The 20,099-nt window shown below is 44.3% G+C and carries 23 protein-coding genes; 6 read left to right on the top strand and 17 right to left on the bottom strand.

All coding sequences use genetic code 11. The features are described from left to right. Positions 1–101: 101 nt before the first annotated feature. The 11 genes from der to J3998_RS09120 form a co-directional block, all read right to left on the bottom strand. Positions 102–1,541: a ribosome biogenesis GTPase Der gene (gene der, locus J3998_RS09070; RefSeq protein WP_208150341.1), complete on the bottom strand. Its 1,440-nt coding sequence runs from the start codon at positions 1,539–1,541 to the stop codon at positions 102–104. Between the two features lie 96 nt (positions 1,542–1,637). After that, complete coding sequence (bamB, locus tag J3998_RS09075) at positions 1,638–2,855, bottom strand: outer membrane protein assembly factor BamB (RefSeq protein WP_208150342.1); 1,218 nt, start codon at positions 2,853–2,855, stop codon at positions 1,638–1,640. Positions 2,856–2,979: 124 nt separating this feature from the next. Further along, positions 2,980–3,621: a YfgM family protein gene (locus J3998_RS09080; protein ID WP_208150343.1), complete on the bottom strand. Its 642-nt coding sequence runs from the start codon at positions 3,619–3,621 to the stop codon at positions 2,980–2,982. A gap of 214 nt (positions 3,622–3,835) precedes the next feature. After that, complete coding sequence (hisS, locus tag J3998_RS09085; protein WP_208150344.1) at positions 3,836–5,107, bottom strand: histidine--tRNA ligase; 1,272 nt, start codon at positions 5,105–5,107, stop codon at positions 3,836–3,838. A 42-nt stretch (positions 5,108–5,149) separates the two neighbouring features. After that, positions 5,150–5,656 (bottom strand): helix-turn-helix domain-containing protein, encoded by a 507-nt coding sequence (locus J3998_RS09090; protein ID WP_208150345.1) that lies wholly within the window; start codon positions 5,654–5,656, stop codon positions 5,150–5,152. A gap of 21 nt (positions 5,657–5,677) precedes the next feature. After that, a complete protein-coding gene (rlmN, locus tag J3998_RS09095) occupies positions 5,678–6,847 on the bottom strand; it encodes a dual-specificity RNA methyltransferase RlmN (RefSeq protein WP_279576267.1) in 1,170 nt (389 codons plus the stop codon). Beyond that, positions 6,847–7,281: a nucleoside-diphosphate kinase gene (gene ndk / locus J3998_RS09100; protein WP_208150347.1), complete on the bottom strand. Its 435-nt coding sequence runs from the start codon at positions 7,279–7,281 to the stop codon at positions 6,847–6,849. The genes rlmN and ndk overlap by 1 nt, the downstream gene beginning before the upstream one ends. Positions 7,282–7,657: 376 nt before the next feature. Continuing rightward, positions 7,658–7,984, bottom strand: coding sequence for a HesB/IscA family protein (locus J3998_RS09105; protein ID WP_208150348.1), 327 nt, complete (start codon positions 7,982–7,984; stop codon positions 7,658–7,660). Between the two features lie 89 nt (positions 7,985–8,073). Further along, on the bottom strand, positions 8,074–8,505 hold the full coding sequence (locus J3998_RS09110; RefSeq protein WP_208150349.1) for an Rrf2 family transcriptional regulator: 432 nt from the start codon (positions 8,503–8,505) through the stop codon (positions 8,074–8,076). A 318-nt stretch (positions 8,506–8,823) separates the two neighbouring features. Continuing rightward, positions 8,824–9,630, bottom strand: coding sequence for a serine O-acetyltransferase (cysE, locus tag J3998_RS09115; protein ID WP_208150350.1), 807 nt, complete (start codon positions 9,628–9,630; stop codon positions 8,824–8,826). Then, a complete protein-coding gene (locus tag J3998_RS09120; RefSeq protein WP_208150351.1) occupies positions 9,630–10,403 on the bottom strand; it encodes an RNA methyltransferase in 774 nt (257 codons plus the stop codon). Before J3998_RS09120 ends, cysE begins: the two co-directional genes overlap by 1 nt. Before the next feature lie 169 nt (positions 10,404–10,572). Here J3998_RS09120 and J3998_RS09125 point away from each other — a divergent pair, with 169 nt between their 5' ends. Further along, positions 10,573–11,373, top strand: coding sequence for an inositol monophosphatase family protein (locus J3998_RS09125; RefSeq protein ID WP_208150352.1), 801 nt, complete (start codon positions 10,573–10,575; stop codon positions 11,371–11,373). A gap of 13 nt (positions 11,374–11,386) precedes the next feature. Here J3998_RS09125 and rimI read toward each other — a convergent pair whose 3' ends face one another. The 6 genes from rimI to J3998_RS09155 all read right to left on the bottom strand — a co-directional run bounded on the left by rimI (position 11,387) and on the right by J3998_RS09155 (position 15,751). Next, positions 11,387–11,881: a ribosomal protein S18-alanine N-acetyltransferase gene (rimI, locus tag J3998_RS09130; protein ID WP_243750678.1), complete on the bottom strand. Its 495-nt coding sequence runs from the start codon at positions 11,879–11,881 to the stop codon at positions 11,387–11,389. After that, a complete protein-coding gene (locus J3998_RS09135) occupies positions 11,874–12,488 on the bottom strand; it encodes a hypothetical protein (protein WP_208150353.1) in 615 nt (204 codons plus the stop codon). Before J3998_RS09135 ends, rimI begins: the two co-directional genes overlap by 8 nt. Further along, positions 12,489–14,033, bottom strand: a complete 1,545-nt coding sequence (locus J3998_RS09140) for a 2-isopropylmalate synthase (protein WP_208150354.1) — start codon at positions 14,031–14,033, stop codon at positions 12,489–12,491. A gap of 33 nt (positions 14,034–14,066) precedes the next feature. Next, complete coding sequence (gene pssA / locus J3998_RS09145) at positions 14,067–14,885, bottom strand: CDP-diacylglycerol--serine O-phosphatidyltransferase (RefSeq protein WP_208150355.1); 819 nt, start codon at positions 14,883–14,885, stop codon at positions 14,067–14,069. Between the two features lie 103 nt (positions 14,886–14,988). Next, positions 14,989–15,516, bottom strand: coding sequence for a DsrE/DsrF/DrsH-like family protein (locus tag J3998_RS09150; RefSeq protein WP_208150356.1), 528 nt, complete (start codon positions 15,514–15,516; stop codon positions 14,989–14,991). Positions 15,517–15,535: 19 nt separating this feature from the next. Then, positions 15,536–15,751 carry a sulfurtransferase TusA family protein gene (locus tag J3998_RS09155; protein WP_279576268.1) on the bottom strand — a complete coding sequence of 72 codons (216 nt, stop codon included), beginning with the start codon at positions 15,749–15,751 and terminating at the stop codon, positions 15,536–15,538. A gap of 304 nt (positions 15,752–16,055) precedes the next feature. On the opposite strand from J3998_RS09155, the gene J3998_RS09160 reads away from it, so the two are divergent. From J3998_RS09160 to soxA, 5 genes are all read left to right on the top strand, one after another. Further along, positions 16,056–17,567: a M48 family metalloprotease gene (locus tag J3998_RS09160; RefSeq protein WP_208150358.1), complete on the top strand. Its 1,512-nt coding sequence runs from the start codon at positions 16,056–16,058 to the stop codon at positions 17,565–17,567. Between the two features lie 187 nt (positions 17,568–17,754). Next, on the top strand, positions 17,755–18,132 hold the full coding sequence (gene soxX / locus J3998_RS09165; RefSeq protein ID WP_243750679.1) for a sulfur oxidation c-type cytochrome SoxX: 378 nt from the start codon (positions 17,755–17,757) through the stop codon (positions 18,130–18,132). A 45-nt stretch (positions 18,133–18,177) separates the two neighbouring features. Beyond that, positions 18,178–18,648 (top strand): thiosulfate oxidation carrier protein SoxY, encoded by a 471-nt coding sequence (gene soxY, locus J3998_RS09170; protein WP_208150359.1) that lies wholly within the window; start codon positions 18,178–18,180, stop codon positions 18,646–18,648. A gap of 59 nt (positions 18,649–18,707) precedes the next feature. Beyond that, positions 18,708–19,019, top strand: a complete 312-nt coding sequence (gene soxZ / locus J3998_RS09175) for a thiosulfate oxidation carrier complex protein SoxZ (RefSeq protein ID WP_208150360.1) — start codon at positions 18,708–18,710, stop codon at positions 19,017–19,019. Positions 19,020–19,112: 93 nt separating this feature from the next. Further along, positions 19,113–19,943 (top strand): sulfur oxidation c-type cytochrome SoxA, encoded by an 831-nt coding sequence (gene soxA / locus J3998_RS09180; RefSeq protein WP_208150361.1) that lies wholly within the window; start codon positions 19,113–19,115, stop codon positions 19,941–19,943. Positions 19,944–20,099: the final 156 nt, after the last annotated feature.

Consider the following 20,099-nt stretch of genomic DNA (forward strand, 5'->3'; position numbering starts at 1 on the left):
TTTTGGGCTATAAATTCATGTTATCTAAAGCACATAAGGCGCTTAGCCATAAAACTAAACGCCTATTGGTTTTTACTGGATTGTTTACTCTGTCTGCAATCTTATTGAATACGCTTTTTCTGCACTTTTTTCTTTTTCTTGCGTTTACGCATCAAGGCATCGGCTTTTTCACGCTCGTTCATTTTGCGTTCGGTTTTGGTTTTAGACTTACGCCCTTCAAACGGGTTTTCATTCGCCTTGTATTCAATGGTAATTGGCGTACCAACCCACTTGAATGCTTTACGGAAAACGCCAACCAAATAACGTGTGTAAGATTCGGAAAGTTTATCAACTTGGTTACCATGAACAATCACTCGCGGCGGATTCAAGCCGCCCAAGTGCGCATAACGTAATTTAACGCGTCGACCGGCAACCAGAGGCGGTTGGTGTTCATGGACAGCTTGTTCTAAGACACGGTTCAAATCGGAAGTAGAGACTTTTTTGAAAGCCGCTTTATAGACCATCTGCACGGTTTTAAACAGATCGCCGACACCGCTACCGTGCAATGCCGAAATCAGATGTTGTTTGGCATACTCGGCAAATTGCAAGCGACGCTCTAATTCATTCTTCACTTGTTCGCGCTGATAGCTGGTCAGGTTATCCCATTTATTGACCGCTAAAACCAAACCACGACCGGATTCAATTGCCAGACCTAACAGCGTTAAATCTTGATCGGTCAAACCTTCCGAACCATCGATAACCAGAATCACCACATGTGACTGATCCATCGCTTCCATTGCTTTAACAATCGAGAACTTCTCGATTTTTTCTTTGATGTTTTTACGACGACGGACACCGGCGGTATCAATCAAAGTGTAAGGCTCGCCATCACGCTCAAAAGGAACAAAAATACTGTCACGTGTCGTGCCCGGCATATCAAATGCGACCACGCGCTCTTCGCCGATCATGCGATTAATCAAAGTCGACTTACCGACATTCGGGCGTCCGATAACGGCTACGCGAACACCAGGATGATCATCTAATTCGAATTCGTCTTCATGCTCTTTTTCCGGAATTTCAGCAAGCACGTCGTTAATCGCTTTTTCGACGTTATCACCGTGCGCCGATGAAATCGCTAACGGCTCGCCCATGCCTAATTGGAAAAATTCGGACTTGGCGAGGTCATGATCGTAACCTTCTGCCTTATTAACCAGAACATGCACCGGTTTATCGAACAGGCGCACATAGTTCGCAATCACCTCATCTGCCGGTAGAATACCTTGACGACCGTCAACCAAAAACAGAACCGCATCGGCTTCATCCAGTGCCGCACGAACCTGTCCGGCCATTAGCGGATCGACCCCTTCGGTTTCGCCACTCAAACCACCGGTATCAACCACAATATAGGGTTGCGAACCGACTCGACCGGTACCGTATTGACGATCGCGGGTTAACCCTGGATAGTCGGCAACAATTGCATCCCGACTACGGGTTAAGCGGTTAAACAGGGTGGATTTACCAACATTTGGTCGCCCTACCAGAGCGATAATCGGTTTACTCATTTAGCATGACTCTTTTGCATGTCTTAAAGTTAAAACACCACTCAACCTTAATTGAGCGGTGTTACTATTTATTCTAGTTTTCTCGGGATGCTCGGATTAATACCAAGTATCACCATACTCTTTACGGAACTGCGCCAGATTAGACGGTCTGACTAAATAACGGCTAATCAAGCCATCGCCGTCAAAGAGGTAAACCGAATCACCATCAACTTCGGCACGCACGATTTTATCGCCATCACCATATTCATTACTGTGCTGATAGCGCGATTGCTCGGTACCTTGCAATTTATTGAACCAGTGTACATAGCCCCAAGCATCCGTCACCAGAAGTTGGTCTTTATACATTTCCAAGTCACCGACAAAGCGGTTCTTCATCGACTGCTGCTTCCACAGTTGAGTACCGGATTTATTGTCGAAAGCGTACAGTACATCATTTTCGTCAACCAAGTAGATTGACTGTTCGTCGACAACAAAATCACGGAAACCGGAAACTTCTTTGATAAAAACAAAGTTGCCGTTGGCCGGGTTAATTGCAGCCAATTTCCCGTGGAAACCTAGCGCATAAAGCACGCCGTCCTGCACCAGCATATTCGCTTGCACATCAACCATACGCTCTAAATCTGTACGACCAGAAGGAATGGCAATACGCGCCTCCCATTGCAATTCACCGGAAACGGTCGATAGCGCTTGAATAATTCCGGTTTCCCAAGCAACAAACACCATATCAGCGGTCGGTAACACCTCCGGTGCACCACGCAAACTTAAGCTCGGCATCTGATGTTCTGACACCCAAATCACCTTGCCGTCACGACGGTTCAGAGCATACACCTTGCCATCAACGGTGCGAGTATAGACCGCATCACCTAAAACAGTTGGCTTGCCAAGCACTTCACTTGATAGTTGCACCTGCCAATGCATTTCACCATTGCGTGGATTCAGTGCTTTCAAGCGCCCTTTAGCAGTACCGATATAAAGGTTGCTTCCATCCAGAGAAGGTCCGGCAGTAATCACTTCATCAAAGCGATTTTCCCACAAAACTTGGTCAGTCCAGCGGCTTTGATTATCTTTTTGCAAAGCCGTGATAAAGCCTTGGGAGTTGGCAACAAATACCTTATCGGCTGACTGTTCAATCGCCAAGCCACGAGTATCGCCGTTCGGCATGTCTGCTTGTTCGATTTGCCACTGCAAATCCATAGTCAATTCAGAATCTAACTGCGCTTTAGGCGGCTCTTCTAATTTAATGGTAGAAGAACAGCCAACTAACGTACTGCTCATAAAAATTGCAGCAAGGAGTTTTGACGGAGATGCTTTCATTATTTTCCTTTTGCTTCCGCTAAAGCCTAATTCTTTGTCGATTACACTAAAGCACGAGTTTGCTATTGTAATCAAAGCCTTAAGTGAGAAACTGAACTAACTCTGAATAAGAGCTAACGCCACTTTACTGCGCTAGATCATCCAATTGAATTTGTGCCAAACCACGCAATGTATCGTCTGCCGAATCATTGTCAGTGACCGATTTAAATGCGCTACGAGCCGCATCATTTTCCTGTTTTAGCAAAGCTAATACACCAAGCGTGTAATCCATATTTGCTTTTTGACCCGCACTCAACTTCGCTTTCGCCAAAGAATCTAAAGTGCTTTGTGCCTTATCGAAATCTTTCTGGTCAAGATACAGACGCGCCAAACGAAGTTGCGCAACTGCTTTCAACTCGGCATCAGTCGCATTCTGTTGAACCCACTCGAATTTCTCAATCGCATTCTCAACTTTGCCGTTATCTAGCTCGAACTTTGCATACATTAATGCCGCTGCCGCCGCATATGGACTTTGCGGAGATTCTTGCATCAACTTCAAGGCTTCACGAGAAACCTCACCAAAAGAACCGCGCTCAGCATTGATTTGCAAGGCTTCAAAAGTTCCAGAAGCATTGGCTTTTTCGACATATTGCGAATTAGTCCAATAACGCCATCCAGAGAAGGCTAAAACAACGACTAAGACTGCGCTCAATAAAGCAGTGCCGTTCTTTTTCCACCAAGATTTTATGGCATCAATTTGTTCTTCTTCGGTTTCATAACGACTCATGCAAAGTCCCTTTCTGAAATTTTAGATAAATAATTTTCAGAGAGCTTTGCACGAGTAGGTCGCGAATAAAAAATGAGGAAAAACTTGACTGAATAAGGCGAAAAAAAAGCGCTGCTAATAGCGAGTTATTAGCAAGTTTTCAACACAATTCAGGTGAATTTTAACCATTTTTACTCGTAAAACTATCTCGTGCAAATCTCTCTTTGAATTCAATTTAGTTGATTCTGGTCTGCATATAGTCGACCAAATCATCCCATGCAATGGTTTCTTGCTCAGCACCATCACGCAGTGGTTTAACCGCAGCAATTTTTTGCTCGACCTCTTGGTCGCCCAATACTATCGCATAAGCCGCGCCGGATTTGTCGGCCTTTTTAAATTGGCTCTTGAAACTGCCACCACCAATATTCATCTGAATATTGGCCTGCGGAAATGCTTCACGTAACGATTCTGCCAACACCATTCCAGGGCGAGTGACATTGTCACCGAGCAAGACGACAAAAACGTCCGCTTGACGCTGTGCGGGCACTAATTCTTTATCCATCAACAAGGCGACCAAACGCTCAATGCCCATTGCAAAACCGACCGCCGGCGTTGCCTTGCCGCCAATTTGCTCAACCAAACCGTCATAACGACCACCGGCACAAACAGTACCTTGTGCACCGAGCTCGGTTGTCACCCACTCAAACACCGTGCGGTTGTAATAATCCAGACCACGAACCAAATTCGGGTTAACTACATACTCGATTCCACAATCATCCAGATGTGCTTTTACTTCATCCAAATGCAGTTTAGATTCTTCGTCTAGGTGATCAATTAGTTTCGGAGCCTTATTGATAAGTTCAGCCATATCTGGATTTTTGCTATCCAAAATACGCAGTGGATTACTATCCAGACGACGAAGTGAGTCTTCGTCAAGCAGCGCTTTATGTTCGTTTAAATAAGCCACCAAAATATCACGATAAGCGGCGCGCGCTTCGGCTGAACCTAATGAATTGATTTGCAACTCAAGATTTTCCAGACCGATTTGCTCCCAAAGACGGGCACTCAGCACAATCAATTCTGCGTCAATCTGTGCTTCTGCTAGACCGAAAACCTCAACACCGAACTGATGGAACTGACGGTAACGGCCTTTTTGCGGACGCTCATAGCGGAACATCGGGCCGGTGTAATACAATTTTTGGACTTGGTTATGCGTCAAGCCGTTTTGAATCACCGCACGTACACAACCTGCCGTTCCTTCCGGACGCAGCGTCAAACTGTCGCCATTACGATCTGCAAAAGTATACATCTCTTTTTCAACGATATCGGTCACTTCACCGATAGAACGCGCAAACAATTCGGTTTTTTCTACAATTGGCAAACGAATTGAATGATAGCCATATTGATGCATTACCGCTTCAGCGCTAGAAATCAAAAAATCAAAGGCTTCCGCATCTGCTGCGTAAATATCATTCATGCCGCGAATCGCGGTAATTTTGTTTGCCATCTTGGTACTCTGTGTATTTATATTAATATTTGAATTGCTAAATTATTCGGCGCTTGGCGAAGGCGTTATTGGTGACTCACTTAAAGGACTAAGCAATTGTTCAGTCGGCGCCTGATTAACTTCGGTTTTGGAATTGTCCGGCCAGACCATCCATAACAGAAAAGCAATCACGCCAATACCAAACAAATAAACTAAAGCACGGCCAGCCGGACGCGCAAAGAAAGGTTTTTTATCTTCATAACTGTAATAACGCTGCACCGAATGCAAATCACTGACTACCTCACTTCTCGGGAAGTAATGCTCTATTTGCTCACTTGGAATATTTAACATAGCAGCATAATTACGTACATAACCGCGCTCGAACGGTGACATACTAGTCGGTTCCAGCTCGTCACTTTCTAAACGATTTAGCTGTTGTAATGACATATTCAGCTGACTAGAAACCGTATCTAGCGTTAAATGCTGCGCTTCTCGCGCTTCACGCAGTAATACGTTTAAAGCCATGGTATCAATACTCTGTTCTGACGCCACTCGCTCAACTTCACTCATACAACCTCAACCTTAGTTCTGTTAATTCGTTTTCTGTTTTAAATTCATTTCCACGTGGTGCAAGGTTCTCTTAGTACGATCCTTAACCTTACCTGCCAACTGACCGCAAGCAGCATCAATATCATCACCACGAGTTTTGCGCACCGTCACATTCAAACCACCATTTTCCAAAACATCACGGAAACGGTGAATGGCGTTATTCGATGAACGTTTGTAATCAGTATTTGGGAAAGGGTTAAACGGAATCAGATTAACCTTACAAGGCAAGTCACCAAGTAACTCAACTAACTGATGAGCATGCTCAATGCGATCATTGATGTGATCGATCATCACATATTCTACAGTGACGTGTTTTTTGCTGTGACCGCCTTCAACAAAGCGATGCAGACTCGGCATCAATAATTCTAGCGGATACTTTTCATTGATCGGCACCAGAATATTACGCAGTTCGTTATTTGGAGCATGTAGGGAAATCGCTAACGAGACATCAACTTCAGCTTTAATCATATCAATCGCCGGCACTACACCCGCAGTACTTATTGTGACACGGCGCTTCGATAGACCATAAGCAAAATCATCCATCAAAATACGTGCTGCCGGAAAAGTATGTTTGACATTTAAAAGCGGCTCACCCATGCCCATAAACACGACATTAGTAATTCGGCGTTCTTCCTTCGGAAGGCAACCAAGCGCTTTATTCGCCACCCACATCTGAGCGATGATTTCCCAATTCTCTAAGTTACGGTTAAAGCCTTGTTTACCCGTCGAGCAGAAACTGCAATCCAACGCACAACCCACTTGAGAACTAATACACAAGGTGCCACGGTTTTTTTCAGGGATAAAAACCGTTTCTATGGAATTTTTGTTATCGACTTCCAGCAACCATTTAATCGTGCCATCTTCCGACAATTGTTCAGCAACAATTTTCGGAGTGCGCACGGTAGCAACACTTTTTAAGTTCTCACGCAGTGCCTTGCTCAGGTTGGTCATTTCATCAAAATCACTGACCCCGAACTGGTGAATCCATTTCATTACCTGACCGGCGCGAAACGGCTTCTCACCAATGCTTTTAAAAAACGCTTCCATTGCCTGGCGATCCATGCCAAGCAAATCAACTTTCTGCACCGGAGTGGAAGAATTTGATTCTGAGCCTAAATCAGTCGTTTGTGTTACGGCATTTTGTTCAGTCATCAGTGGCGACCGCAAATCTCATTTTCAGTGAAGAAATAGGCTATTTCACGCGCCGCACTTTCTGGAGAATCCGAACCATGTGCAGAGTTTTCGCGAACCGACAATGCGAAATCGGCACGAATGGTTCCCGGCGCTGCTTTTGCCGGGTCAGTCACACCCATAACTTCACGGTTTTTAGCGATTGCATTTTCGCCTTCTAAAACCTGTACCACAATCGGTGCAGAAATCATATATTCCACTAATGGCTCATAGAAATCACGGCCTTTATGTTCAGCATAGAAACCTTCCGCCTGCTCACGAGTTAAACGCAACATTTTAGAAGCAACAACACTGAGTCCGTTGCTCTCAAGACGCTTCAGAATTTCGCCGATTAGGTCGCGCTTAACCGCATCCGGTTTAATAATTGAAAAGGTACGTTCCACGTTCTTCACCATAATTTTTTAGATTTGCAGTATTTTAGCAGGGATTACTAAGCCATGCATAAAACATCGACAAAAACAAAAGCCCCAGACTAGGGTCTGTTGAAAATTCATACTTGATTCTGTTGTCGCTTAAAAATTCGACAATCAAGGCGCTCTGATCGCAGTTTAGTATCTAAATAAGGGATGAATAACGCAGAGTGTCGGATTTTTAAGCACAACCCGAAGGGTCATCGCCATTTTCACGCCAACTGTGTTGAAAAGTCGATTAAATAGAATGACTATTTCTCACGATTTCCGCCTTGTTGGACGCAAAAATGGCAGTGGCAGAACCTAATTATGAATTTTTAACAGACCCCAAGCTGAGGCTCTTGATAGAAAGCTAACGACTTTATACGGTAAAAGACTCACCACATCCGCAACTGTCTTTTACATTCGGGTTATTGAATTCGAACCCTTCGTTCAGCAAGCTTTCACGCACATAATCAATTTCCATACCATCGATATTACCGAGACTTTTGAAATCAACCACAACTTTCACGCCATGGCTTTCAAATACTTGATCATCGCTTTCAACAGTATCTGCGTAATCAACAACATAAGCAAAGCCTGCACAACCGCTGACTTTGGTAGAAACTCTTAAACCTATGCCACTTCCACGCTTAGCAATCATGGTATTAACTCTTTGCGCTGCAGATTCGGTTAAGGTGACAGCCATAATTCTCTCCTAATTCGACTTCTGTCGAACTCAATCAACATATCAGAGAGTAATTATAGCAAAAGCCTTATCACATAGAAGAAATCGACTTAACCAAATTTCACTTCAGCAAGATTAGACTGTTTCTGATCCAGAATCGATTGAATTGAAATACCTTGCAGAAAATCATCAATTGTCCCGCTCAACTGAGTCCATAGCTCATGCGACAAGCATTCTTCACCATCATGGCAATTTTGCTTCCCTTTGCATTTGCGGGCATCAATCATCTCATCCACAGCATGAATGATTTGACCCACTGAAATCTCACGAGCATGACGGCTTAAACGGTAACCCCCACCTGGGCCTCGTGCCGACGAAACCAATTGCGCACGCTTTAGCTTGGCAAAAAGTTGTTCAAGGTATGATAACGAGATGCCTTGACGCTCTGAAATCAATGATAAGGTCACCGCGCCTTTTTCCTGATTTAACGCGATATCAATCATTGCAGTCACCGCATAACGGCCTTTCGATGTAATTTTCATTCTGTAAATACCTTTTTTAACTTTTCCCGTTTTTTCTATCTAATCGGCAACTACCGACCGTGGGAGTAAATTTTCTTTAAAACTGGATTTTCGAACAGAATCGTACAATAACCCTGCAAAATATACAACAATATTCAAACGTCCACAGGCCGCTTCAGCAAAGGCTCGCAAACTTTTAAGCAGTTTTACTCAATGCATAAACATTAATATCCACAGGGTTTTACGTAGAGCATAGAAGACATACCATTTCTCCAAATAAAAAAAGCACTACTAAAAAAATCCAGCAGTGCTTTTTACGTAAAAAACAACCATAAAAAGTTATTCTGTCTTCGCCTCAACCTCTTGTCTCGCTTTAAGGTGGGCTGCTTGTTCAGGATCACCTGGATCAAGCACGGCATCATCTAGCTTCGGCAATTTCATATCAATTTCCTCTCCACCAAGACGTGCTAACTCTTTCGCCATTTTCTCAAGTTTTTCGTCCTGTCCTTGAATATGATCCAACAAACTATAAATGGCCTTTTCAACCGGGTCGGACATTTCCTGACTAACACCATAGGCATCGAAACCAATTTTTTCAGCCATCTTTTCACGACGGCGTTTAACGTCATCGCCTTTAGCATTCACGACTCGCCCAGGAATACCGACAACCGTTTGATCGCTTTCCACTGATTTCAATACCACCGCATTCGAACCGATACGCGCCTGCGAACCAATCTCAATCGGCCCGAGCACCTTCGCTCCTGCACCGACCACGACCCCGTCTCGCAATGTAGGGTGACGCTTCCCCGGGAGCCATGAAGTTCCGCCAAGCGTCACACCATGATATAAAGTACAGTCATTGCCGATTTCTGCGGTTTCACCAATCACCACGCCCATGCCATGGTCGATAAAAAAGCGATCGCCGATTTTCGCTGCCGGATGAATCTCGATACCGGTCAACCAACGCGCCAGCCCTGACAACCAACGTGCGAACCATTTGAGACGCCAATTCCACAAAGCATGCGCCATACGATACAAAAGAATCGCGTGTAACCCAGGATAGGTCGTCAATACCTCAAAAGTATTGCGCGCAGCAGGATCACGGTCGAATACGCAATTAATATCGGAACGTAGTCGTTTAAACATTAATCACTATCCTTGTTTGAGACGCCGACTTTTCGCTGGGTAGCACTTAAGACCCCGCGCAAAATATCAATCTCTTTAACATCCAATTGCGCACGGTTAAACAAACGACGCATACGACGCATAAAACGCGCGTTCTTAGATGGGTCCAAAAACTCAACATCCTGCAACGCTTGAAAAAGGTGATCGTAAAAACCTTCCAGCTGATCGCTGGTCGCTAACTGATGACGATAGCCACTGCTGTGAACCGATTTTATTTCGGTCGCCATCAAACATTCATATGCGAACACCTGCACCGCCGCACTGATATTCAATGAACTATAAGTCGGGTTACTCGGAATATGCGAAAGATAATTACATAAATCCAATTCGGCATTACTCAGCCCTGAATCTTCTCGTCCAAACACCAAGGCTACCTCAGCATCTTCATCTTGACCGACCGTCTGCAATGCTAACTCAGCGGTTTGACGGACATCCAACTGCGGCCAAGAAACTTTACGCAGGCGAGCGCTGGCACCAAACGCCAACTGCACACCTTGCAAAGCCTCTTCCAAAGAAGAAACCACCTTGGCATCATTTAACACATCGGCGGCACTGGAAGCACGAGCAGAAGCAACTTGCGAAGGATACTCTTTCGGATTAACCAAAACCAGCTGACTCAGACCCATATTTTTCATTGCACGGGCGATACCGCCTATATTGCCTGGGTGAGAAGTTTCCACCAACACAATTCGAATTTTGGCAAGCTTTGGATCCAAGCGGTAATCTTCAATCATCGTTTTCTCTATTTCATCATCAAGTTTATCGAGAGCATCATCCAATCAACATAATTAGATACCCTATTATTCGCTATAATTTGCAGCAACTTTACTAGGCGCTCATTGTAACCTTTTCAATAAGCAGAATCATGCCGAGTCGCCTGCAACCAATATTAAAGGATTCAAGATGCACCCTCTACTCAATATCGCCAAGGAAGCCGCAGAAGCCGCCGGCAATGTCATTCGCTTTTACCAAGACCGCTTCGACCAAATCACCGTCGAACAAAAAGGCCGTAACGACTACGTTAGCCAATGCGATTTCGAAGCCGAACAAGCAATTATCAAAACCATCCGTAAATATCACGGTAACCACAAAATTATTGCTGAAGAGAGTGGCGTGCAAAACGGTAACGGCGATGTCGAATGGATTATCGATCCGCTAGACGGCACCACCAACTTCCTGCACCAGTTTCCGCAATTTGCAGTATCGATTGCTGTAACGGTAAAAGGCAAGCTTACCCACGCGGTGATTTACGATCCGATTGCTGAAGAGATGTTCACCGCAACCAAAGGTTCGGGCGCCTACTTAAACAACCATCGTATTCGCGTCAGCGGCCAGAAAACACTGGATAATGCGCTGTTAGCAACCGGCTTCCCATACCATGATTTCAGCTATATCGATGCTTATCTGGCAAGTTTCAAAGCCTTTATGACCAGCACCGCCGGCATTCGTCGCGCAGGCTCTGCCGCATTGGATTTGGCTTATGTTGCTTGCGGTCGCGTCGACGGCTTCTGGGAACTAAACTTAAAACCTTGGGACATTGCGGCTGGTGCGTTGATCATTAAAGAAGCCGGCGGTCTAGCGACCGATTTTGCTGGCGGTGAAAACTTTTTAGAAAGCGGTAATATTATGGCGGCCAACCCGAAAATGTATAAAGAAATGGCACAAGTCATCGGAAAAACCATTCCGGCCGAACTACGCAAATAATAAATTTAGCTGGCTAACGGCTACTTAACAGCAATGACATCAGGATGGCATCTTCTTTGCCATCCTCAGCCGCATAATAATTCTTACGCACCCCGTCCTCATTAAAGCCGAGCTGTTGATACAACTTTCTAGCACGTAGATTGGATTCTCTAACCTCTAACAAAATGAGTTGAAAATTCGCATCTAGCAGATGTTTTTTCAGTTCGGAAAAAGCCAGTTTGGCCAAACCCTGCCCTTGGCATTCACTGCGAATACAAAAATTCAGCAAATGCGCTTCATCTAACACGGTTAGCAAACAGCAATAACCGAGCACTTGGTCATCAACATCGCAAAACAGGTAATTCAAACCTTGATCTAAACTGTTCTCGAAACCTTTTTGGCTCCACGGAAATTGATAAGCAGATTTTTCAATCTTCATTACCTCTGGTAAATCCGATTGCAATATGGTGCGAAGATAACTCAGCTCTGAATGGGCAAAGCGAGAATCAATTTTCAAGGATTCAGGCATGCAAAGTACTAGCCTGTTGATAGAAGGATTTTTTTGCGTAAGGATCGGAAAGCATTAAATCGAAATCCGGCACCGATATAATCTCTGCGCCTTCGGAAAGCATTTCATTAATCGGGTGTTCATCATCCATACTCAATAGACGCTCCGCCCCCATACCAATGATTTCTTCAACCGAAGCAAAAGCTTGCTCTTCCGTAGTCAGTAAAGCGGAATCGACAAATAAAACCTGTTCTTCATGCCAGTTAAAGGCCTGCATAATATTTGACCATAACCGCCATTCAAGCGATTCATCATCTTGCCAGAAATCCTGCAAACCGTGACCAATCACTACCACCGGATTTTCAACCGTCTGCACGACTGTTTTTGGCACGGCGGCCGCTTGCACTGCCTGCGGCTGAGAAACCGATTCAACTTGCTGCGGCTCTGCCCCCATGGTCATTACCGATTCGGAAGCCTCTAAAACTTCCTCATTAACGGCTATAGGTTTAGAAGCAGGTACTTGCGCAACAGAAAAACCGGAACGCATCTGCCATTGGGTTACCCCAAGATTTTGGTAAAAAGCGCCAGAAAACTTGATTTTATGGATGCTTGACGTTGAGTCCGACAATTAAAGCCCCGCTTGCGGATGCGCCTTAACCGCCGAATCTTTCAACTTATTCAAAGCATTGATATACGCTTTAGCAGAAGCGATAACAATGTCGGTCGACGAGCCTTGACCATTCACAATACGGCCGCCCTTTTCCATACGTACCGAAGTTTCCCCCAACGCATCGGTGCCATTGGTCACATTACTCACCGAATACAATTCCAAGGTCGCGCCGGAACTCACCATTGATTCAATCGCCTTAAAAGTCGCATCAACCACCCCGCCGCCTTCGGCTTCAGCCGTATGCTCTTGCCCTTCAATCCAAAGCGTTACCTTAGCCACCGGAGATTCACCAGTCTCACTCGACACTTTCAGCGACACCAGTTTGTAACTTTCATTCTCTACCGATTCATTGTTATTGTCGGTCGCCAAGGCTTGAATATCTTCATCATAGATTTCATGCTTACGATCAGCCAAGCTCTTAAAACGAACAAACAGCTCATTCAACTCTTGCTCGGTCTCAACGCTAATACCCAACTCTTCCAAACGCGTTTTAAAGGCATTGCGACCGGAGTGTTTACCAAGCACCATCTTATTCGCGCTCCAGCCTACATCTTCGGCACGCATGATTTCGTAAGTTTCACGATGCTTCAGTACACCATCTTGGTGAATACCCGACTCATGTGCAAAAGCATTAGCACCAACAATCGCCTTGTTCGGCTGCACTGCAAAACCGGTGATATTGGCGACTAACTTAGATGCCGGCACAATTTCTTGAGTGACAATTCGGGTATCGACGTCAAATACGTCTTGGCGAGTTTTTACCGCCATTACTACTTCTTCCAGAGCGGTATTACCGGCACGCTCACCTAAACCGTTAATAGTACATTCGACCTGACGCGCACCGTTTTGCACCGCTGCAAGCGAGTTGGCAACCGCCAAACCTAAATCGTTGTGGCAGTGCGCCGAAAAAATCGCTTTATCGGAATTTGGGATGCGCGTCAGCAAATCCTTAAACAAGGCGCCGAACTGCTCCGGCACGTTATAGCCAACCGTATCAGGAATATTAATCGTTCCAGCACCGGCATCAATGGCCGCCTCAATAACACGACACAAAAAGTCTGGATCGGAACGCCCGGCATCTTCCGGCGAGAATTCGACATTATCCGTGTATTGACGCGCGAGCTTAACCGCCCAGACCGCACGCTCAACCACTTCATCCGGTGACATGCGCAGTTTCTTTTCCATATGAATTGGCGAGGTAGCAATAAAGGTATGGATTCGCCCGGAATTCGCGGGCTTAATCGCCTCACCGGCCCGGCGAATATCGTTTTCCACCGCACGCGCCAAACCACAGATCGTACTGTCTTGAATTACATTAGCGACGGCTTGAACCGATTCAAAATCACCAACTGACGCCGCGGGAAAACCTGCTTCAATAACATCGACTTTTAGTTTTTCTAACTGTTTAGCGATGCGCACTTTCTCTTCACGCGTCATCGAGGCACCAGGACTCTGCTCACCGTCTCGAAGCGTGGTATCAAAAATAACTAGATGGTCTTTCATACAATTCTCACAAATTAGCTTTTACAACAGCGCTTAGCTGTCTGATTTTTTATTGTCTTCAGCAGTCGTATCTTCATCCATGGCTGCTTCGGCACTGTTGGCATTGTGTTCGGATTGTTCACGATGCTGTCGGCGCAATTCACGTGTTTTACGCAAACTGGTCAAGGTTACTACTGGTCCAGACAAGGCATACAAAAACAGAATCGTAAACAGAATCAGCGCCGGCTTGATACTGATCACTACCAAAACAAGTACGCCTAAAATTAAAGTAACGAACGAGACCTTATTCTTGATATTAAGTTCCTTAAAGGAACTAAAGCGAATATTGGAAACCATCATCAAACCGGCAAAAATCGTTAACACCAACGTCAAAATAGGCAGTAAATCATTCTGTAAACCATCGTTTTCCACCATCCAAATCAAACCCGCCAAAAGAGCCGCGGCGGCAGGACTTGGCAAACCTTGAAAATATCGCTTATCGGCAATTCCGACTTGGGTATTAAAGCGCGCTAAACGTAGGGCTGCGCCGGCAGTATAGATAAAGGCAGCTAACCAACCCAGCTTACCAAAATCCTGTAACGCCCACTGGTACACCAAGAGTGCCGGAGCGAGTCCAAATGAAACCATATCAGCCAAGCTGTCATACTCAGCTCCAAAAGCACTAGAAGAATTGGTCATACGCGCCACGCGCCCGTCCAATCCATCAAAAACCATAGCAATAAAAATCGCGATTGCACCCTGTTCATAATAGCCTTGCATTCCGGCAATCACCGCATAAAAGCCGGCGAACAGTGCTGCCGTAGTCATTAAATTCGGCAGTAGATAAATTCCGCGTTCAAATGGTTTCTTCATCTTATTATTATTTCCTCTAATGCACCGGAGAGGTGCTAAGCAATCGTGCAACTATTCTAGCAACTTTAAATTATCCGAAAACGGCAATTTCGTGGCTTATGCATTATATAAACAATGCCTGTTGTTCAGGGCTGACTGCAAAGTAACTAGCTGCACCGGCAAATTCAATCCCGTCAATGAATTCATCCTCACGAAAGTTCATCATCTCGACACTCATTTGACAAGCGGTCATCTGCACCCCTAGTTCAAGACAAAGCTCACGTAATTCCGCCAACGGCACTTGCCCGTTTTGCAACATGGTTTTCTTAAAACCCCAAGTTGCCAGACGCTCCATCCCCGGTAGCTGCCAAAGTAATTGTGGCAGATGTCGATTCAGATCAATTTGCTTTAACCATTCCGGCCCAATTGGACTCTGCATTTTCATCGCCGGATTACCTACAGGAGAAACTCGCAAATGCTTAGTCTCTTTTAGAGCACATTGCAAACCATAAAAAGTGAAAAAGATTTCGACCTGTTTATCCATCGCCGCGGCAGTACTGGCAAGAATAAAAGTGGGATAAGCCCAATCTAAAGTACCTTTAGAATGAATAATACTTAGCTGACCTAGTTTAGGCTCTTTTGCAGAAGTCATGTTTACCGCCCTTTAACAATTATTGGCGCTGAATAAGAAATTCAATTACCGGCGTCTCCGAAACCAACTCACATAGCAAACTTTGTTGCTGACAAAAAGCGGGAATATCTTTTAAACCGCCTTTATCTTTTAACAGAATAGTGAATTGCATTTCAGAACTCTGATGATGCAGAGCTTGTTTAAGTTTTATTACTGGCATAGGGCAAGCCAGTGCAGTGCAATCAAGTTTATACATATTAGCATTAACTAATTTTTGTTAATCATGAAGCAAACTTCTTGGTTTACGGAACTTGAATAAACTGTCTCAATTATCTTAGGACTCGATTCATTGTTCATCCATTTTTATGGCTAGTTTTTCCAAGAGGAGTTTGACTAAACTAAATCCAAGCTAAAAGCAAAGGTAGCAATCAAGCGGAAATTTAATCCCTTCTTAAGTTGCCAAGCTTAAAGCCAATTATTTATAGTGTGGCAATTATAAACCAGAGGCCAATCGAATTGAGTCATCTGGTAACAAATTAAAATAAAGGTATTTTGCCGCCATGCAAAACAAAAATCGAAACCAGCAGGGATACAAAATAAAAAAACGCTCTTTAACAACTTGGCTTAGCATAGGCTTTCTTAGCCTGCAATGCGGACAACTGTATGCGAGTGATAACCTGCCGGATTTAGGCTCGCCGGACTTAGTCGAATATGATCTACAAACCGAGCAAAGCTTAGGTCGCGCTTTTACTCAAGCATTACACACTCAATTCGATTTGGTTCAAGACCCGGAAATTCTGAATTACATTCGCCAATTAAGCTATCACATTGCCAGTAATAGCGGCAACAAACGCGACTTTAGCTTTTATGTCATCAATAATGACAGCATTAATGCTTTCGCCGGCCCAAATGGCGTAATTGGCATTCATACAGGGTTGATTGCCAAAGTCGATAAGGCCGACGAATTGGCTTCGGTCATTGCGCACGAAATTGCACATGTAACCCAACAGCACCTGTCCCGTACTTATGAGTACAACAGTACGCAAGGCAGCCTAAATAGTTTTGCAACACTGATTGCCGCCATTCTTGTAGGAATGGTAGACCCAAATGCAGGCATGGCAACTTTAATGGGCGGCATGGGAATGAATATGCAAGACCAATTAAAGAATTCGCGTGAACATGAAAAAGAAGCGGATAACGTCGGCATACAAATCATGTACGAAGCCGGTTATGACCCTCATGCAATGGGCGCATTCTTTGGTAAATTGGCGAAAGAGAGTCAGTTCAACGCATTACAAGTACCGGAAATTCTAAGAACTCACCCGGTTACTCTAAGTCGTTTAACCGCAGCAGAAAATAGAGCGCAAGTCATGCCACCGTTAAAGATACGCAAGCAACCGAATGATTTAACGCTCATTAAATTGCGCGTCGCAGCATTGGACAAAAAACTTGACCAAGTTGACCAACGACAGCTGACATCTGATGAACGCTGCTATCTAGACAATTTAAATCAGTTAACTGCAAAGCTGAGCCAAAACAAATTTAAAAAAAGTGCCGACAAATTACAGTGCTTACAACAGGCAGCACAAAAAGATTTACTACAACCGCTATACAGCACCCTATTAATTGAAAGACTGCAACAGTTTGCAGATAGGCATTATCAACCGGCCTTAGATAAATATCTTGCTAAAGCGAGAAATCTAATTGAATACCAACAGGACATATGGCCGACTAATTTAGCCGTTCGAGTACGACACGCCGAACTCCTTGAAATGCAAAATGAAAGCGAAAAAGCCCAACTAAGGTTACAAGACGGGCTACAACAAGAGCATAACCATTATCAGATTAACAATTATTTAGCTCAGTTTGCCCGACGTCATCACCAAGAAGCAACCGCTAACTACTACCAAGCGCAAGCGCAAGTCGCTATCGGCAACTATGCAAGAGCAAAACATTTTATCGAGCAAGCAGAAATCTTAAACAAACAAAACCAGGAGGGAATCTCACAGAAAATCAATTATTTTAAAGCAAAACATGAAGATAAGCTTCGTAAACCTTCCAAGCCCGACTAAGACGCCCATACCACTATAAAAAAATATTACAACTTGATTAAATAATACTATAGGAAACTTATTCAAAATCCTTGCGTTTAAAAAGGAACTGAGTAAGCTTACAACCCTAAGAGCGGAAACGCGCTCTAAATAAAAAAACCCAACATATAATGGGGACGTCGAAAGACACTTTTGGAGGAGAAGAATAATGAATTCAAAAATGAAGCAACTGTTGACTGCTTTGGCTATTTCAAGTGCCGTAATTACAGCGCCAGTTAGCGTTCAAGCGGCTGACAAACCAGCTGCTTCTGATATTGAAGAGGGCAAAAAGCTTGCTTTTAGCCGTTCTAAAGGTAACTGCCTAGCATGCCATATGGCAGGTGATGGAGCGCAACCAGGCAATATCGGTCCGGCGTTAATCGCAATGAAAATGCGTTACCCAGATAAGCAAAAGCTTTACAACAAAGTTTGGGGTACTGATGATTCAACAAAAGTACCTAACAGCATGATGCCAGAATTCGGTAAAAGCGGAATTATCACTGATGATGAAATTCGCAAAATCGTAGACTACATCTACACGCTGTAAACACACTAAATTTTTATTAAACCTTAACCGGGAGTTATAAACCTTATGAAACGTAGATCTTTCCTTAAAGGTACTCTAGCCACTGGTGCGGCAGCTGTTGCTGTTAACGCTGGTCTTCTTACACCTAGCACTGTTCTTGCTGCTGATTGGAACAAAGGTGCTTTCTCAGCAAAAACTACTGATGACGCTCTATCAGCAGTTTACGGTTCTTCTGCAGCAACTGCTTCAGGCGACATCAAGCTTAAAGCTCCAGCTATCGCGGAAAACGGTGCTGTTACTCCTGTAGAAGTTGACGCTTCAGGTATCGACGGTGTTGAATCTATCTCTATCCTAGCTAGCAAAAACCCAATGCCAATGGTTTGCGAATATGCATTCGCTGCTGGCGCTGTAGGTTTCGTTTCTACTCGTATCAAAATGGGTGAAACTATGAACGTTATCGCTATCGTTAACGCGGGTGGTAAACTTCTTAAAGCTGAACAAGAAGTTAAAGTAACTATCGGTGGTTGTGGTGGTTAATCCACTACGCTAAGTAGATATAGTTAACGATTTAAAAGAATTTACGAAAAGGAAATAACATGGCTATCAAAATCCGTATGCGTGGTAAATCTAAAGGTGGCGTTGCAGAAATCAAAGCGCTTATCAAACACCCAATGGAATCTGGTGCTCGTATGAACAAAGCTACTGGTAAACCTTACCCAGCTAAGTACATCGACATGGTAACTGTTTCTGTAAACGGTACTCCTGCAGTTAACGCTCAGTGGTCTGGTGCGGTTTCTGCAAACCCTTACATGGCTGTTAAAGTTAAAGCTAACGCTGGTGACGAAGTTACTGTTAGCATGACTGACAACACCGGTGATAAAGGTGAAGAAGTTATCAAACTAAAATAATTTAGTTTAGATGCTTAAGCCCCTGCATCTGCAGGGGCTATTAATACAAAATAATAAAAAATATATATAAAGCTCTCGGATAGGAGGATTGAAATGAAGAAGACTCTACTTAGTGCACTCGCTTTAGGTGTGTCTATGGTTGCAACAAGCCCTGCGGCATTTGCAATTGATCCGGAAAAAGACCGTCAACAACTTGTCGACTTTTTCAAAGCCAAAAGCCCTAAAATCGCTTTTGACGATTACAAGGATGGCGGCTATATTTACAGCGCAGACAAACGCGCTCAATGGGAAGCAGTAGAAGAGTTCCCTCCGTATTTAGATTCTGTTGATGCAGGTGAAGAAATCTATCAACAGGACCAAGCAGTTTACGAAAAATGTTTTGGTGATGATCCATCAAACGTTCGTGGACACTACCCTTATTTTGACGAAAAAACCCAAGAAGTGGTTACACTTGAATGGGCAATTAATTTATGTCGTGAAGAAGCCGGCCTAAAACCTCTTAAATACAAGAAAGGTGATATGGCTAAGCTAAGTGCATTCTTCGCTTTCCAAGCTCGCGGCCAAAAAGTTAATGTAAAAATTGATTCAGAAGGTGCAAAACAAGCTTATGAAGCCGGCCGTGAGATGTACATTAAACCGCGCGGTCAGCTAGGGCTTTCTTGTGCTAAATGCCACACTTACAACTCTGGCCGTTATGCGCGTGCCGACCTACTTTCACCGAGCCTAGGTCACACAACGCATTTCCCAGTATTCCGTGCTAAGTGGCAAGAGCTTGGAACCCTACACCGTCGCTACGGTGGCTGTCACCAAAACATGCGTGCCAACCCGTTTAAAGCGCAAAGTAAAGAATACCGTAACCTAGAATTCTACCAAGCTTATTCTTCAAATAACTTGGAAATCAACGGTCCTGGTTACCGCCAGTAATTTGAGTTTATCCTCCAATTTAAGCCCGGCATAAGCTGGGCTTTTTTGTATTTACTGACCCGTCCTAAATAGCGTTGACACTTTTTCCGCCCTTAAAAGGAAAAAGTAATGACTTCAAACACTAAGCGTACCCAACGTGACTATTCCCTTGCCTTT

This window comes from Thiomicrorhabdus marina, from assembly GCF_017571465.1.
In the GTDB taxonomy this organism is placed as follows: Bacteria; Pseudomonadota; Gammaproteobacteria; order Thiomicrospirales; family Thiomicrospiraceae; genus Thiomicrorhabdus; species Thiomicrorhabdus marina.